At 68.8% G+C, this 15,720-nt stretch carries 12 protein-coding genes; 4 read left to right on the top strand and 8 right to left on the bottom strand.

The genetic code is table 11. The features are described from left to right. Positions 1-143: 143 nt before the first annotated feature. Positions 144-1,106, top strand: coding sequence for a GNAT family N-acetyltransferase (locus JOD67_RS30580; RefSeq protein WP_205121164.1), 963 nt, complete (start codon positions 144-146; stop codon positions 1,104-1,106). On the opposite strand, the gene JOD67_RS30575 is transcribed toward JOD67_RS30580, so the two are convergent. The 5 genes from JOD67_RS30575 to JOD67_RS30555 are packed head-to-tail and all read right to left on the bottom strand — an operon-like array spanning position 1,094 to position 6,863. Further along, entirely contained in the window at positions 1,094-2,095 is a 1,002-nt protein-coding gene (locus tag JOD67_RS30575; protein WP_307782612.1) for an ABC transporter ATP-binding protein, read from the bottom strand. The genes JOD67_RS30580 and JOD67_RS30575 overlap by 13 nt on opposite strands. Then, positions 2,092-3,066, bottom strand: a complete 975-nt coding sequence (locus JOD67_RS30570) for an ABC transporter ATP-binding protein (RefSeq protein WP_205121163.1) — start codon at positions 3,064-3,066, stop codon at positions 2,092-2,094. The genes JOD67_RS30575 and JOD67_RS30570 overlap by 4 nt, the downstream gene beginning before the upstream one ends. After that, complete coding sequence (locus tag JOD67_RS30565; protein ID WP_205121162.1) at positions 3,066-3,968, bottom strand: ABC transporter permease; 903 nt, start codon at positions 3,966-3,968, stop codon at positions 3,066-3,068. Before JOD67_RS30565 ends, JOD67_RS30570 begins: the two co-directional genes overlap by 1 nt. Continuing rightward, the gene (locus JOD67_RS30560) at positions 3,965-5,020 is read right to left on the bottom strand and encodes an ABC transporter permease (RefSeq protein WP_205121161.1); all 1,056 of its coding nucleotides are present in this window, start codon (positions 5,018-5,020) and stop codon (positions 3,965-3,967) included. The genes JOD67_RS30565 and JOD67_RS30560 overlap by 4 nt, the downstream gene beginning before the upstream one ends. Before the next feature lie 10 nt (positions 5,021-5,030). Then, complete coding sequence (locus JOD67_RS30555; RefSeq protein WP_205121160.1) at positions 5,031-6,863, bottom strand: ABC transporter substrate-binding protein; 1,833 nt, start codon at positions 6,861-6,863, stop codon at positions 5,031-5,033. A 1,939-nt stretch (positions 6,864-8,802) separates the two neighbouring features. On the opposite strand from JOD67_RS30555, the gene JOD67_RS30550 reads away from it, so the two are divergent. Continuing rightward, positions 8,803-11,913, top strand: coding sequence for an ATP-binding protein (locus JOD67_RS30550; RefSeq protein WP_205121159.1), 3,111 nt, complete (start codon positions 8,803-8,805; stop codon positions 11,911-11,913). Between the two features lie 3 nt (positions 11,914-11,916). On the opposite strand, the gene JOD67_RS30545 is transcribed toward JOD67_RS30550, so the two are convergent. After that, positions 11,917-12,657: an ABC transporter permease gene (locus JOD67_RS30545; protein ID WP_205121158.1), complete on the bottom strand. Its 741-nt coding sequence runs from the start codon at positions 12,655-12,657 to the stop codon at positions 11,917-11,919. Then, positions 12,654-13,601, bottom strand: coding sequence for an ATP-binding cassette domain-containing protein (locus tag JOD67_RS30540; RefSeq protein ID WP_205121157.1), 948 nt, complete (start codon positions 13,599-13,601; stop codon positions 12,654-12,656). Before JOD67_RS30540 ends, JOD67_RS30545 begins: the two co-directional genes overlap by 4 nt. Positions 13,602-13,733: 132 nt before the next feature. Here JOD67_RS30540 and JOD67_RS30535 point away from each other — a divergent pair, with 132 nt between their 5' ends. Together JOD67_RS30535 and JOD67_RS30530 are read left to right on the top strand one after the other, a co-directional pair. Further along, positions 13,734-14,162, top strand: a complete 429-nt coding sequence (locus JOD67_RS30535) for an OsmC family protein (RefSeq protein ID WP_205121156.1) — start codon at positions 13,734-13,736, stop codon at positions 14,160-14,162. An 89-nt stretch (positions 14,163-14,251) separates the two neighbouring features. After that, complete coding sequence (locus JOD67_RS30530) at positions 14,252-14,809, top strand: YdeI/OmpD-associated family protein (RefSeq protein ID WP_205121155.1); 558 nt, start codon at positions 14,252-14,254, stop codon at positions 14,807-14,809. A gap of 33 nt (positions 14,810-14,842) precedes the next feature. Here the strand turns inward: JOD67_RS30530 and JOD67_RS30525 are convergent, their stop codons facing one another. Beyond that, on the bottom strand, positions 14,843-15,709 hold the full coding sequence (locus JOD67_RS30525) for a DUF4397 domain-containing protein (RefSeq protein ID WP_205121154.1): 867 nt from the start codon (positions 15,707-15,709) through the stop codon (positions 14,843-14,845). Between the last annotated feature and the right edge of the window lie 11 nt (positions 15,710-15,720).

The following is a 15,720-nucleotide window of genomic DNA, read 5'->3' as shown; positions in this document are numbered from 1 at the left end:
TTTGCCGCTCTACCTGGGGTACACGCCGCGTAGAGCACCCATTCGCCAGGTAAGGCGGCATCGGTGCACGCTCCGCCGGCGACATCTGCCTCATCGGGCAAATGTCGTCGACACAGCGCCTCGCGCGCTTCACCATGGCCGGCATGGACACAGCAGTTACCAGGCCGCTACCAGCGGGCCATACCGTGCGGCCGCCGACGACCGACGACGTGCAGACGATCTTCGACCTGTTCGCCGCGTACAACATCGGCGCGGTCGGGTTCGCCGATCTGACCATCGAGGACATCCACAACAACCTCGCCGAGCCCGGGCTGGACGTCGCCACCGGTGCGTGGCTGGTGCACGACGAGGCGGGCAAACCGGTCGGGTACGGCTGCGTCTACGCCGACGAGGGCGTCGAGGCGTTCGACGTCGAGGCCGCCTCGGCCGACCCGGGACTGATGCGCTGGCTGCTCGACACGGTCATCGCCCGCTCCCGCGAGATCGCCGGCGAGCGAGAGCTGAAGCACGCGCGGGTCGACCTCACCGTCTACCGGTCGGACGAGCCGTTGCGCGCGCTGGTGGACGAGTACGGCTTCACGTTCGGTACGACGTTCCACCGGATGCGCATCGACCACACCGAGCCGCGGCCGCAGCCGGAGCTCCCGCCGGGCGTGACGCAGCGGCGAGGCGACGAGGGCGAGGACGTACGGCGGGCCGCGTACGACATCGTCGTCGCCTCGTTCACCGGCCAGTTCGGCTTCACCGCCCGCCCGTACGACGAGTGGCTCGAGGCCAGGGAGAAGAACGACCTGTTCGACTGGTCCCAGCTCACCGTTCTCGACCTCGACGGCAAGCCGGTCGCGCTGCGAGAGAACAACGACCAGTTCCTCGACGACGAGAACTGCGGCTACGTCGCTCGCCTCGGCGTCCGTGAGGAAGCGCGCGGCAAGGGCTTGGCGAAGTTCCTCCTGCACCAGGCCTTCGCCGACGACGCCGCAGCCGGCCGCGAGGCGACGTACCTGCACGTCGACACCAACAACCCCACGCCGGCGCTCGGGCTCTACCTGTCCGTCGGCATGCGGCAGGTGCTCATCCTCGATGTCTGGCGGCTTCAGGCCGTCTGAGTGAACTGGCCGACGCGGGCGGCGTGCAGGTGGCAGGCCACCGAGTGCGTCGCCGGGTCGGGGGACAGGACGGGCAACGCCGTGCCGCGGCAGAGCCCGTCGACCCCGGCCGCCGCGGCGGGACCGGACGCCAGCTCCTGGCAGCGCGGATGGAAGCGGCAGCCGCCGGGGATCTGGGTCACGTCCGGCGGCTCCCCGGCCAGCACGACCGGCGCGGCGATCGGGGAGTCCGGCAGCACCGACACCAGCGCCCGCGTGTACGGGTGCGACGGCGCCGTCAGTACTTGCTCCACCGGGCCTGACTCGACGATCCGGCCGAGGTACATCACCGCGAGCCGGTCCGCGATCGACCACGCCAGCCCCAGGTCGTGCGTCACGACCAGCGCCGCGAGGCCGAAGTCGTCGCGCAGCTGCAAAAGCAGGGACAGGATCTCGCCTCGTACCGACGCGTCCAACGACGCCACCGGCTCGTCCGCGATGATCACCGACGGCTCCAGCACCAGCGCGCCGGCGATCACGACCCGCTGCCGCTGACCGCCGGACAGCTCGTGCGGGTACGTGAGGAAGAACCGCTCCGCCGGCCGCAGCCCGCACTTCGACAGCGCCGACGCGACGCGTTCGCGCTCGTTGTCGACCATGCCGTGGATCCGCAGCCCCTCCGCCACGGCCTCGTAGACCGTGTGCCGCGGGTTCAGCGCGCCGGTCGGGTCCTGCAGCACGAGCTGCACCGCGCGCCGGTACCGCTTGAGGGCGCCGGTGTTGTACGCGAGCGGCGTCCCGTTGTGCGACACCGTTCCCGCGCTGGGCTTGACCAGACCCAGCAACGTCCGGGCCAGCGTGGTCTTGCCGCAGCCCGACTCGCCCGCCAGCGCGAGCACCTCGCCCGGCTGCAGATCGAGGTCGACGCCGTCGACGGCGCGCGCCTTCCGCCCACCGCGGACCGTGAAGTCCACCGACAGCCCGCGTACGGACAACACTGGCTCCGTCACGCCGTCCTCCCTGCTGCGGGTACGCGCACGCACGCGGCCTCGTGGGAGGGTCCCGCCGGCCACAGCTCGACCTCGGTCGAGGAGCACTCGTCGAGCGCGACCGGGCAGCGCGGATGGAACGGGCAGCCGCTGGGAATGTCCGTCGGGTCGGGCGGATCGCCACCCAGCCCGCGTGGAGTCCGTCGGGCGGCGACGTCGCCGATGGTCGGGAACGCGTTCGCCAACGCCGCCGCGTACGGGTGCTGCGGATCGGTGAACACCTCCGACGACGGCCCGTACTCCACCACCCGCCCCGCGTACATCACCGCGAGCTGCTGGCAGGTGTCTGACAGCACCGACAGGTCGTGGCTGATCATCAGCAGCCCGATGTCGCGTTCGGCGACCAGCCGGCCGATCAGCTGCAGGACCTGCGCCTGGATCATCACGTCCAACGCGGTGGTCGCCTCGTCGGCGACGATCAGCTTCGGCGAGCAGGCCAACGCCATCGCGATCATCACGCGCTGCCGCTGCCCGCCGGACAGCTCGTGCGGATAGCTCCGCGCGCGCCACGCCGGAAGTCCCACCTGGGCGAGGAGTTCGATCGCGCGGCGGTTCGCGTCCGCCTCGGAGACCTTCTCGTGCAGCAGGATCGGCTCGGCGATCTGCCGGCCGACCCGGTGGACGGCGTTCAACGAGTGCATCGCGCCCTGGAAGACGATCGACGTTCCCGCCCAGCGCACCGCGCGCAGCCGGCCCCAGGACATCGTAAGGACGTCCTCGCCGTCGAGCAGGATCTCGCCGGTGGTCGTCGTTCCGGCCGGCAGCAGCCGCAGCAGCGCGAGTGCCAACGTGGACTTGCCACAGCCCGATTCCCCAGCCACACCGAGGGTTTTGCCCGCGTCGAGGGACAGGTCGACACCCCGTACGGCGGGCACGTCACCGCGCGAACCGTGGTACGTGATCGCCAGGTCCCGAATCTCGAGCAACGGCATCAGGACCCACCTCGCAGCCTCGGGTTGAAGACCGCTTCGAGCGCTCGACCCACCAACGTGAAGCACAGCACGACACACAGGATCGCGATGCCGGGCGGCAGCAGGTACCACCACGCGCCGTACGTCACCGCGCCGGAGGAGTTCGCGCGGCTCAGCATCGTTCCCCACGACACCCGTGACGGGTCGCCGAGACCGAGGAACGCCAACGTGGCCTCGGCAAGCACCGCGCTCGCGACCTCCAGGGTGGTGCTCGCGAGGATCAGCGGCATGATGTTCGGCAGGACGTGCCGCGTCATCTGATGCCAGTGTCCGGCGCCCAACGCCTTGGCGCGTTCGAGGTACGGGCGGCCCTCGACCGACAACGTCTGCGCACGGATCAGCCGCGCCGTACCCGCCCACGACGTCACGCCGATCGCGATGATGATCGTGAGCAGGCTCGGTCCGAGGACCGCGGCCAGCGAGATCGCGAGGACCAGTCGCGGCAGCACGATGAACCAGTCCGTGACGCGCATCAGGACCGCGGAGATCCTGCCGCCGAAGTGTCCGGAGGCGATGCCGATCGCGGCGCCGATCAACATCGCCAGCAACGTCGCGGTGATGCCGACGACCAGGGAGACTCGCGTACCCCAGATCACCAACACCAGAACGGATCTGCCGGTCTCGTCAGTGCCGAGCGGGAACTGCCAGCTCGGTGGCTCGAGCCGGTCGCCGGGTGCCTGCGTGACGTCGAGCCCGCTCTCGTCGGTGATCACCGGTGCCAGCAGTGCGATCGAGATGATCACGACCAGCGCGATCAGGCCGACGAGACCGGTCGGTTGGCGCCGGAACGAGTGCCAAAAGCGGATGATCGCGGTGCGTCGCCGTGCCCAGGTGACCGCGCGGGTCGAGGTCAACGTACTCATGCCGCACGCACCCGTGGATCGAGGAACCGGTAGACGAGGTCCGCCGCCGTGTTGGCGAGGATCACCACCGCGGAGAAGAACACGAATGTCCCTTGGAGCAAAGGAAGATCGGGGATCTTCAGCGCTTGGTAGGCCAGCAGTCCGAGGCCAGGCCAGCTGAACACCGTCTCGGTGAGGATCGCGCCGCCGACCACCCCGCCGAGGTGGAGGAACAGCAGCGTGACCGTCGGTAGCAGCGCGTTGGGTACGGCGTGCCGGCGGCGCACGAGGTCGTCCTTGAGCCCCTTGGCGCGTGCCGTTGTCAAGTAGTCGTTGCCCATCTCGTCCAGGACCGACGAGCGCATGACGAGGACGTACTGCGCGTACACCACCGCGGTCATCGTGAGCACCGGGAGCACGAGGTGATGCAGCGCGTCGAGGGTCTGCGGCCAGAAACCCGGAGGAGTGATGGGCGAGATCATGCCGTTGATCGGGAAAAGCCCAAGCCCGCGGGCGAAAACCATGATGACGATCAGGCCGAACCAGAACGTCGGAGCCGACCAGAGCGTGAGCGCGACACCGACGTTCGCCTTGTCGAACGTACTGCCGTGCCGCCAACCCGCGCGCGTACCGATCCACAGGCCCAGCGACGCCGCGACGACGAGCGCGGTGATCGTGAGCAGGAGGGTCGCGGGCAGGCGTTCGCCGATCAGCTCGGTGACGGGCTGCTGGTACTGGTACGAGGTGCCCAGGTCACCGCGCACCACGCCGGTCACGTAGTCGACGAACTGCACCCACAGCGGCTCGTCCAGGCCGAGCTGCTTGCGCAACGCGGCACGTTCGGCCGGGGTGGTCGGAACGTCCCGCGTCAGGGCGTCGACCGGGTCGCCGCCGAGGATGCGGAACAGGAAGAACGCCGAGAACAGCACCATGACGAGCGAGATCGCCGCGCCGCCCAGTTTCATCAGCAGGTAGCGCAGGAAGCTGCTGCCGCGGGCGTCGCGCTTGGCGTCGAGTGCTGCCGAACCGGCCGAGTCGTCCGGAGACGGCTCGGCCGTGAGCGTGGGCTGCATGCGTTGCTACCTACTCGCGCTCGTCCGCTGTCCGGCGGCGGCGGAACGCGACGAAGCCAGCTGCCGCGGCGATCACCACGACACCGCCGCCCGCGATCGCGTACAGGGCCGCGTTGTTGCCGCCGGCCGACTCCTCGGCCTTCTTCTCGACCGGGGTGGCCGAGAGGAACGCCCACATGCCCTGCTGGCCGGAGATCATGCCGCGGTCGGAGGGCTGCTTGGTGAAGTTGGTCCAGCGGTCGCTGCGGTAGGCCTCGAGCGTGTCGGCGTACCTGAGGGTGATGACCGGCGCCTGCTCGTACAGCAGCTTCTGCATCTGCTTGACGATCTCGGCCCGCTTCGCGATGTCGGACTCGGCCTTCTGCTGCTCGTGGAGTTCGTCGTACTCGGGGTTGCAGTAGAAGGTGTCGGTGTCGCGCTCGGTGCCGTCGGTCGTGTTCGGCAACGTGCCGCAGGTGTGCAGCGCCAGGATCGGCGTCGGGTCAGGGCTCACACCCCAGCCGGAGAAGATGATGTCGAACTTCCCCAGGTAGAGGTTGTCGTTCAGCTTGGTGAAGTCGGCCGCCTCGATCTTGGTCTCGATGCCGATCTGCTTCCACCAGCCAGCGAGGAACTCCGAGTCGGTCGCCTCCGACGGGGTGTCGGAGTGGTTGAGCAACCTGAGGTTGAGCGGCTTCTTGCTGACCGGGTCGATCCGGATCCCGTCGGCGCCCTTGGTGTAGCCGGCGTCGTCGAGGATCTTGTTGGCCTCGGCGATGTCGAACGTCACCTTCTCGGCGTCCGACGGCTCCCAGAAGTAGGTGCTGAACAACGGCGGGATGTAGCTGACGCCAGGGATCGCCTTGCCGTCGTTGACCTTGTTGATCATCTCTTCTTTGTCGATCGCGTGGTGGATCGCCTGGCGGAGCTTGACGTCCTTCAGCGCCGGGTGTCCGTCGCCGAACGCCTTGCCCTGCTTGGTCTTCGCGCCGACGTTGAACGTGATCGAGCCGAAGCGCCTGTTCTGCGCCTGGTTGAGCGTGATGTTCGGCTTGCCGTCGATCGCCTTGTACTGAGCGGGTGTGAGGCCGCTGACGAGGTCGACCTCGCCGCCGAGCAGTGCCTGGACGGAGGCGTCGGGCGTCTTGTAGTAGCGGAAGACGAGCTCGTCGTACTTCGGCGCGCCGCCCCAGTAGTCCTTGTTGGCCTTGAGCCGGATGAACTGGTCGGTCTTGAACTCGACGACCTGGAACGGGCCGGAGCCGACGATGGGGAAGTCGAAGTTCTTGAAATCCTTGAGGGTCGCGAGCTTCGGCTCCCAGATGTGCTTGGGAACGATCGCATTGTCGAGGCCGAGCATCTGGTTGGTCGGCTTCTTCAGCTTGACGACGAACGTGCTGTCGTCCGGCGCGCTGATGCTGTCGAAGTTCTCGACCAGGTCGCTGCTCGAGGCGCGGGCGTCCTCGTTCGTCATCATGGTGTTGAACGTGAACAGGACGTCCTGGGCGGTGAGCGGCTTGCCGTCGGTCCACTTGACGTTCTTGCGGATCGTGTAGGTCCACGTCAAATTGTCGTCGGAGTGCTCCCACTTCTCCGCGAGGCCGGGGATCGGCTTGTAGTCCTCGGCGCTCCAGTCGATCAGCGAGTCGTAGCTGAGCCCGGAGATCGTGTAGCCGATCGCGAAGAACGAGAGGAACGGGTTGAACGTGTCGACCGACTGTGACGCGGCGACCACGAGCTGCTTCTTGTCCGGCTGAGCCGTCTCGGCGTGCGCGCCGGTCGCCGCCATGGTGAGCCCCACGGCGCCGACGATGGCGGCTGCGCGGACAAGGATCCGCCGCCAACGGGATGTCGCGATCCGCATCCTGAGGTACTCCTCCCGAACTTCCGGCCAGTGCCGTGAGCTGAAGTTGATCATGTGGCTGTAACTTTCTGCCGCTTACCGCCCCTGTTTCGGTAAGTGATCGCGATCGTGCCGCGACCTGGGCCTTAGGTCAAGCAGCGGCGGGTGACGAGTCCGTCTCGGTTTCGGTCCCGGGGCGGCGGTCGGGTGGCCGAACCGGGCCTTTCGGGCCGCTGCGGGGCTGCGCTGGGTTAGCGCGAAGACCTTTGGTCGCTATAGCGCTCATAGTCTTCGCGCTCATCGACGATGTGTCGGGTGGGACTCGTGTGGTGCTGGCTCCCACCAGATGCGGCGGTGGGTGGAGTGGTGCGGTGTGGGCAGCTCAATGGGGAAACTTTGGGGGTCTATGTGTCCCGGAGTTTCCCCAATGATCGGGGTGTGGCAGCTGAGACCGGTGACGCCGATGGCAGCCGTCGGCCACCACTGGGGGTGGCAGTCGAGCTGGCCTGGACAGGGGAGTGGTGGGGAGCGGACGGGCCATGGGATCTCAGCGCCGCTGCTCGAACCGGGTCGCCACGGGGCACCGGTGGGCAGGCGCAGCCTGCCCTTAACGACCTGCGTCGGGCCGCCGAGAGGCTCAATGTCAAGGGTCAGGCCGGCCACGGCCTGATCTCGCACAAACTCGCCCACCGACTGCAGCAACCACGGCAGGCCGCGAGTTTGAGCGAGACGCGAAGCGCCCTTGACATTGAGGGCGGCCCATAAACTCCCGAGGCGACCCATCAGTCGGAGATCTCGACTCCGCGCGCGGACAGCTCCCCGCACAGTGCATCTGCGCGGATGACAGCCGAGCCGACGGCAGGACACCTCGTCGCGCGGAAGTGCTGCGCGGATGACAGCCGAGCCGACGGCCACGCCCCCTCGCCACGCGGGGCGCTCCGCGGATGACAGCCGAGTCCACGGCCGCACATCTCGCCGCCCGGACGTGCGGCGCGGACCTGAGCCGAGGCCGCACATCTCATCGCGCGGACGTGCTCCGCAGTCGCCAGCCGAGTCGGTGGCCGGCACATCTCGTCGCGCGGGGTGCTGCGCAGAACGACAACCGGGATGGTGACCGCACCTGTCGTCGTGCGGGGGCGCGGCGCGGGCCACAGCCGAGCCGGTGGCCGCCACCTCATCGCGCGGACGTGCTGCGCAGAACGACAATCGGGTTGGTGACCGCACCTGTCGTCGTGCGGGGGCGCGGCGCGGGCCACAGCCGAGCCGGTGGCCGCCACCTCATCGCGCGGACGTGCTGCGCGGACCGCTGCCGAGCCGGTGGCCGCACTTCATTGCGCGGAGGTGCTGGGCGCCGGTGTGAGAGAGCCCATCTATGGTCAGCTCTTCGCTGTTGCGATTGGCGCTCTCTGAGAGCTTGGAGCTCTTCGGGGACTTTGGCGGCGGTCGATTTTGGTGGCCGGTCCGGGGCGCGTCAAGGGCGCCTCGCTGGGGGGCGCTTCGCGCAGACGGAGAGAGGCGTCGCTTCGCGATCGCTTTGCGACCCTTGACTCGCCCCGGCCCGGCCACCTGTTTTTCACGCGCCGCCCCCGCCCCCGGAACAGGTGTCCCGGGGCAGGCCTGCTTACGTTCCTGTCTGCTGCCGTGCTCGCGTCGCTTGTTGGCATCCCCCGGGTCTCTTGGCGTGCAGATGAAGCCGGGTGTGGCCCGGTCACCTGGGGCAGGCCTGCTTGCGGTTCCGGTCTGCCGTGCTCGGGTCGTTTGTTGGCTTCCCTCGGTCTCTTGTCGTGCAGATGAAGCCGGGCCGTCCGTCCCCACGTTTCGAATAAGGGCGTCCCTCTATCGATCTATTCGATACAGGGACGCCCTCATTCCAAACGGTGGGTGGGAGGTCTGGCGGTCTGCAGCCGGGTTGCTGCCTCGTGGCGAGGTGGCTGATCGGTGGCGTGGGAGGATTGGCCGCGTGTTGGTCGGGATGCTTGGCCCCTTCGAAGTTCGCACGGACGACGGCGTCTTGGCCGACCTTCCGGGCGCTCGGTTGCGCGCTCTTCTCGTTGCCCTTGCTCTCGATCCAGGCCGCGTCGTTCCCAAGACCACCCTCATCGACTGGATCTGGGGCGAGAACCCGCCTGCCGATGCTGCGAATGCTCTGCAGCGGTTGGCGTCTCGGCTGCGGAAGGTGCTTCCCGCTGGCGCGGTTGAGGGGCAGACCGGTGGCTACCGGCTGGCCGTCGCACCCGATGACGTGGATGCCAGCAGGTTCGAGCACCTCCTTGCCAAGGCGCGCCAGGCTGAGGGGCCGAAGAGGCTTGCCCTGTTGCGCGAAGCCACGAAGCTCTGGCGTGGCGCCGCGATGCAGGATGTCGGGCTCGAGGACAGCGAGGCGTTCGCCGCTGCCGTCACTCGGCTCGAGGGCCTCCGCCTCACGGCGATGGAGGAACGGTACGAAGCAGAGGTCAGCCAGGGGAACGGCACCGACGTGCTCACTGAGCTCACCGATGCCGTCGCCGCGCATCCGCTCAGGGAGCGGTTGGTTGCCGCGAAGATGCGGGCGCTCGTGGCGGCTGGCAACAACTCCGAGGCCCTCCGAACGTACGAGAAAACCAGAGAAGCCCTCGCCGACGAGCTGGGCGCCGACCCCTCTCAAGAGCTGGCCGAGCTCCACCTCAAGCTCCTCAGAGGCGAGCTCAGCAAGCCAAGAAGAGCAGAGACAAAGCGCACCAACGTACGTGCCGAGCTCACCACCTTCGTCGGACGAGACGAAGACGTGGCAGCGGTCAAGCAGCTCGTCGAGAAGCACCGGCTGACCACCCTGATCGGCCCCGGCGGCTCGGGTAAGACACGCCTCGCCAGGGAGACTGCCCGCACGATGGTGGACGACCTCCCCGACGGCGTCTGGCTGGTCGAGCTCGCCGCCAGCGCCGCCAGCGCGGGCGGCAACGAGGTGGCGCAGGCGGCGCTCAGTGGGCTCGGGCTGCGGGAGGCTTTCCTCGGCGAGGCACCGACCGCGGACCCGATCGAGGGGTTCATCGCCGCGATCCGCGACCGCGAGGTGCTGCTGATCCTCGACAACTGCGAGCACGTGATCGAGGCGGCCGCGGCGTTCGCCGATCGCGTCCTCGGCGAGTGCCGCCGGCTGCGGATCATGGCGACCAGCCGGGAGCCGCTCGGCATCACCGGCGAGGCGCTCTGGCACGTCGAGCCGCTGGCAACACAGACAGGCGTCCAGCTGCTCAGGGACCGGGCCAGCGCCGTACGCACCGACCTCGGCACCGACGACGCCACCGTGGCGACGATGGTACGGATCTGCCGAGCGCTCGACGGGATGCCGCTCGCGATCGAGCTCGCCGCCGCCCGGCTGCGCACGATGACGCTCGAGCAGCTGGCCAACAGGCTCGACGACCGGTTCCGCCTCCTCACCGGCGGAAGCCGCACAGCAGAGCAACGGCACCGCACGTTGCGCGCAGTGGTCGACTGGAGCTGGGAGCTCCTCACCGACGCCGAGCGTACGGTCCTCCGCAGGCTCTCCGTCTTCAGCGGCGGCGCCAGCCTCGAAGCCGCCGAGAAGGTCTGCGCCGCAGACGCCGAAGACGTTCTGGAGCTGCTCACCTCCCTGGCCGAGAAGTCGCTGCTCGTCACCGTCGACGACGGCGACCAACAGCGCTTCCGGATGCTCACCACCATCAAGGAGTACGCCGCAGACCGGCTCGAAGAAGCGCAAGAGCAGGACCGGCTGAGACAAGCGCACATCGCCTACTTCACCGAGCTCGCCGAGACGGCGGAGCCCCACCTGCGCCGCGCCGAGCAACTGGAATGGGTCGCCAAGCTCAAGGCCGACCACGACAACCTCAGCGCCGCGATGCGGGCGGCGATCGCGGCCGGGGACGCGGAGGCGGCGATGCGGCTCACCGCGGCCGCGGGGTGGTACTGGTGGGTCAGCGGTCGCCGGGCCGAGGGCATCGACCTGATCATCGCGGCCGCCAACCTGCCCGGTGAGGTGCCCAACGAGATCCGGGCCATGACGTACGGGATGGTCGTCTTCTTCGTGACCTCCGGGCGCGGCGACGAGCACCTCGGCGCGGAGTGGATCCACAAGGCGTACGAGCTCTACCAGCGCGGAGGGCACACCAACCCGATGCTGGAGCTGGTCGTTCCGCTCGAGACCCTGCTGCGTGACCCCGGCTCCGCGTCGTCCGCGTTCGAGGCGCTGCTGGACAGCAAGGACCCGTGGGTACGAGCCCTCGCCAGGATGCAGTCGGGGAAGATGCGGATCGTCCTCGGCCACGGCGGACCTGAGGCGGAAGCCCTGCTGGAGCAGGCGGTCGCGGAGTTCCGGGCGATCGGCGAACGGTTCGGGATCTCGACGGCGCTGTCGATGCTGGCGAGCCAGCTCGCCGTGCGGGGCGAGTTCGGCCGCGCCTGCGAGTACCTCGAGCAGGCCACCGCGGTCGTCACCGAGGTCGGCGCCGTCGAGGACGTCATCGAGCTGCGGACCCAACAAGCCGTGCTGTACCTGCTGAACGGCGACGAGGAGCGCAGCGCGGAAGCCATGGCCGACGCCGTACGGAGCGCCGACGGCGTCACCTGGCCGTACGCCCTGGTCGACCTGGCGCTGGCCAGTGCGACCCTCGCACGTCTCCGCGGTGACAAGGAGGAGGCCCGCCACCAGCTCGGCCGCGCGACCATGCACCTGGGCGATGTCGCCGAACGCGCGTACGTCCGCGCCCAGATCCACGACACGCTCGGCTACCTGGCCGACGATCTCCGGGAGTCCCGCACCCACCGGGTGGCCGCCTGGCAGGCGGCGTCGGAGGCAGAAGCCCCCCAGGTCGTCGCCCAGATCATGGTCGGCACCGCGGACCTCGCCGTGCGGCTCGACCAGTACGAGCAGGCGGCACGGTTGCTCGCCGCCGGCATCCAAGCCCGGGGAACGCCGGACCGCACCAACCCGGACGAGACCAGGCTCGAGCAGGACGTACGACGTCACCTCGGCGAGGAACGGTTCGCCGAGGTGACGCGGGAGAGTACGGGCACGAGCTGGTCCGACCTGATCGAGGCCACGCTCGCGACGTGAGGCTCAGGCTCGCTTCTGGAAGGTGGACAGCGACCACAGGTAGCCGACCAGGGCGATACCGACGCACCAGGCGATGGCCACGAGCGTGCTGCTGGTGTTGAGCTCGCCGTTCAGCAGCCCGCGTACGGCCTCGTTGATCGGCGTGAACGGCTGGTACTCGGCGAACTGCTTGATCCCCGCGCCCATCGTGCCGGACGGGACGATCGCGCTGCTCAGGAACGGCAGCATGATCAGCGGAACGGTCACCATGCCCGCCGACTCCGGGGTCTTCGCGAACAGCCCCAGCGCGACGGTGAACCAGCTGGTCGCGAACGTCACCAGCACGACGAGACCGGCGACGCCGAGCCACTCCACAGGGCCAGCCGCCGGCCGGAACCCCGCGACGAACGCCACCCCGACGAGGACCGCGATGCCGATCAGGCTGCGGAACATGCTCGACACGACGTGGGCGCTGAGGATCGCGCTGCGGGAGACGTCCATCACCTTGAACCGGTTGATGATCCCCTTCGTCATGTCGTTGTTGACCGCCAACGCGGTCGCGCTCAGCCCGTAGCTGATCGTCAGGACGATCATCCCGGGGGTGATGTAGTCGATGTAGTTGCCGGGGATGTCGAACGCGCCGCCGACGACGAACGTGAACAACAGCAGCATGATGACCGGCATCAGGACCCCGTTGAACAGGGTGAACGGGTAACGGATCGTGTGCTTGAACGTGCGGCCCAACATGGCTGTCGCGGTGCTCATCGTGCTGCCACCTCTGCGCTGGTACGGCCGGTGAGGGCCAGGAAGACGTCGTCGAGATCCGGGGTGTGTACCGAGAACTCCTCGACCTTGAGGGAATGGGTGTCGAGCAGGTCGAGCAGGGCTCGAACCGACTTCGACTTGCCGTCGTTGGGAACGCGCAGGACGAGGTCGTCCTCCTCGTCGCGGGTCGCGTCGGTCAGGACGCGCGTCGCGGACTCGAGGTCGAGGTCGCTGGCGAACTGGAGCCGTACGTGGCTGCCGGGGATCTGCCGCTTGAGCTCGGCCGGAGTGCCCTGCGCCACGACCTTGCCCTGGTCGAGGACCGCGATCTTGTCCGCGAGCCGGTCGGCTTCCTCCAGGTACTGGGTGGTGAGGAAGATCGTGACGCCCTCGGACACCAGCTGGCGGATGATGTCCCACATCGCCCGGCGGCTGCGCGGGTCCAGCCCCGTCGTCGGCTCGTCCAGGAAGATGATCCGGGGCTTGCCGACCAACGTCATCGCCAGATCCAGCTTCCGGCGCATGCCGCCGGAGTACGTCGACGCCAGCTTCGGCGCCGCCTCCGTCAGCTCGAACCGGTCCAGCAGATCGGCGATGACCCGCTTGGCCTCGCGGGAGTCCAGGGCCTTGAGATCCGCCATCAGTTGGAGGTTCTCCTGGCCGGACAGCAGCTCGTCGACCGCCGCGAACTGTCCGGTGACGCCGATGGCCGCGCGTACGGCCTTGGTCTCGGTCGCCACGTCGTGGCCGTCGACGCGGGCCGTGCCGCCGTCGGCCTTCAACAGGGTGGTCAGCAGGTTGACCGTCGTCGTCTTGCCGGCCCCGTTTGGGCCGAGCAGGGAGAAGACCGTTCCCGCGGCGACCTCGAGGTCGATGCCGTCGAGCACGACCTTGTCCTTGAACGCTTTCCGCAGGCCCGAAGCCGCGATCGCTGAACTCGTCATGTGTCCCAGCCTCGGCGGCCGCCCCGCCACCCGGCTGACACGCTCCTGACACGGCTCCTGACACGCCCTCGACCAGGTGCGGCAGGATGTGATCGTTAGCGCTGCATCTGACTTTCATCGAGGAGATTCGGTATGGCCACCACACGTACGGCCAACGCGCACTGGGAGGGCTCCCTCATGGAGGGCGCCGGCCGGGTGTCGCTCGACTCGTCCGGGATCGGCACCTACGAGGTCAGCTGGCCGAGCCGGGCCGAGGCGGCGAACGGCAAGACCAGCCCGGAGGAGCTGATCGCCGCGGCGCACTCGACCTGCTACTCGATGGCACTGTCGCACGGCCTCGCGCAGGCCGGTACGCCTCCGACGACCGTCGACACCAAGGCGGACGTGACGTTCCAGCCGGGTCAGGGCATCACCGGCATCCACCTGACCGTGCACGCGTCGGTCCCCGGCCTGGACGCCGAGGGCTTCGCGGCCGCCGCGCAGTCCGCCAAGGAGAACTGCCCGGTCTCGCAGGCGCTCACCGGCACCACGATCACGCTGGACGCCACGCTCGACGCTTAGACCGGTTCGATAGAGGTCGGAAACTGGCCGGAATGCCCGCCAGACTGGACGGACAGCGCCAGTTTCCGACCGCACCGGAGGACCGAACCATGACCGAGTTCCTCACCTTCCGCTCCGGCGCGGAGTGGGACGCGTGGCTCGCCGACCACCACGAGACCCACGCCAGCGGGGTCTGGGTCAAGATCGCGAAGAAGGGTGCCGGCGTCGAGTCGGTCACCATCCGCGAGACGCTCGACGGTGCGCTCTGCTACGGCTGGATCGACAGCCAGCGCAAGGGCTTGGACGACTCGTTCTACCTGCAGCGCTACTCCAGGCGCCGCCCGACCGGGGCCTGGTCGCAGGTCAACGTCGAACGTGCCGGCGAGCTGATCGCCGAAGGCCGGATGCGCGCCCCGGGCTTCGCCGAGATCGAGGCCGCCAAGGCGGACGGGCGCTGGGACCAGGCGTACGAACGCCAGAGCACCGCGACCACCCCCGACGACCTCGCCGAGGCGCTGGGGCGGAACGAGCAGGCCGCCAAGGCGTACGACAACCTCGACAAGACCGGCCGCTACCTGCTGATCCTCCCGCTGCTCAAGGCGCGCACGCCCGAGCGCCGGGCGACGCTGGTCGAGCGCACCGTCAAGGACCTCGCCGCCCAGGCCTGAGTCCCGGGCGGCGAGGCCGATCGATCAGCCGCGTCAGACGACCTGACCGACCTGAGGACGACGGCGCCGCAGCAGCAGGAAGGCGAGAGCCAGCACCAGCGCGCCGGCACCCAGCCAGTACGCCTTCGAGGCCCAGGCCCCGAAGCCGTCACCGGTGTCCACGGCACCGACCGGCATCTGCTTCATGCCCTCGGCGTCGAGCACCGTACGCACGGTGAGCCCGCCGTTCGCCCCGTTCACCACCAGCACCGACAGCACCGTGCCGCCGCGCAGGTTGACCGGGACGCTCGACGCCTTCGCCGTGCCACCGATCGGCTCGATCTCCAGCGAGGTCTCGCCCGCCGGCACCGCGGCGTACCCGGTCGTCGTCGCGAACTTCGTGTCCGACGCCAGCATCCCGCCGGCCGCGGTTTTCACGTTGATCGACGGGGCCGAGTTGGCGGCCTGGATGACCCGGACGCGCGACTCGTTCGCCGCCGGCGGGGTCAGGTCGTCCTCGAACAGCCGCAGGCTGAGCTGCTTGTTCAGCCCCGTTCCGGCCAGTGTGTACGCCTTCGACGTCGACAGCCGGATGTCGGTCGAGATGACCGCCGGTGTGCTCGGGTCGGCACCGGTCGCTCGCATCGCGACCGTGTAGTACCCGGTCTGCAGCGTCTGGTACGGCGACATCGCGCCGTAGCCCACGTGGTCGAGTACGAGCTTCTGCTCACTCGTACGCCCGAACGGCGACAGGTAGACGTCCACCTGCGGCGTGTCGGGCGACAGGTGGGCGAGTCGCAGGTACGTCGACGTCGCGGCCGCGGCGGGCCGCGCGAACGCGAGCAACCCGCCGAGCGCGACCAGGGCCACCACGAGGGCGACCATGGTCTTGCGTGGCACGAGCAGTGTTGCTGTCTTCACGGTTCCTCCTC

The sequence above is a fragment of the Tenggerimyces flavus genome (assembly GCF_016907715.1).
Classification (GTDB): Bacteria; Actinomycetota; Actinomycetes; order Propionibacteriales; family Actinopolymorphaceae; genus Tenggerimyces; species Tenggerimyces flavus.
The sequence above is the reverse complement of the archived record's forward strand: the minus strand, read 5'-3'. Positions and strand labels throughout refer to the sequence as shown.

Bases quoted from the DNA above. Each gene is read 5' to 3' on its own strand.
- JOD67_RS30535 (WP_205121156.1), top strand. From the start codon at position 13,734: ATGGCCACCACACGTACGGCCAACGCGCACTGGGAGGGCTCCCTCATG.
- JOD67_RS30530 (WP_205121155.1), top strand. From the start codon at position 14,252: ATGACCGAGTTCCTCACCTTCCGCTCCGGCGCGGAGTGGGACGCGTGG.
- JOD67_RS30580 (WP_205121164.1), top strand. From the start codon at position 144: ATGGACACAGCAGTTACCAGGCCGCTACCAGCGGGCCATACCGTGCGG.
- JOD67_RS30560 (WP_205121161.1), bottom strand. From the start codon at position 5,020: ATGCAGCCCACGCTCACGGCCGAGCCGTCTCCGGACGACTCGGCCGGT.
- JOD67_RS30555 (WP_205121160.1), bottom strand. From the start codon at position 6,863: ATGCGGATCGCGACATCCCGTTGGCGGCGGATCCTTGTCCGCGCAGCC.
- JOD67_RS30540 (WP_205121157.1), bottom strand. From the start codon at position 13,601: ATGACGAGTTCAGCGATCGCGGCTTCGGGCCTGCGGAAAGCGTTCAAG.
- JOD67_RS30545 (WP_205121158.1), bottom strand. From the start codon at position 12,657: ATGAGCACCGCGACAGCCATGTTGGGCCGCACGTTCAAGCACACGATC.
- JOD67_RS30565 (WP_205121162.1), bottom strand. From the start codon at position 3,968: ATGAGTACGTTGACCTCGACCCGCGCGGTCACCTGGGCACGGCGACGC.
- JOD67_RS30570 (WP_205121163.1), bottom strand. From the start codon at position 3,066: ATGCCGTTGCTCGAGATTCGGGACCTGGCGATCACGTACCACGGTTCG.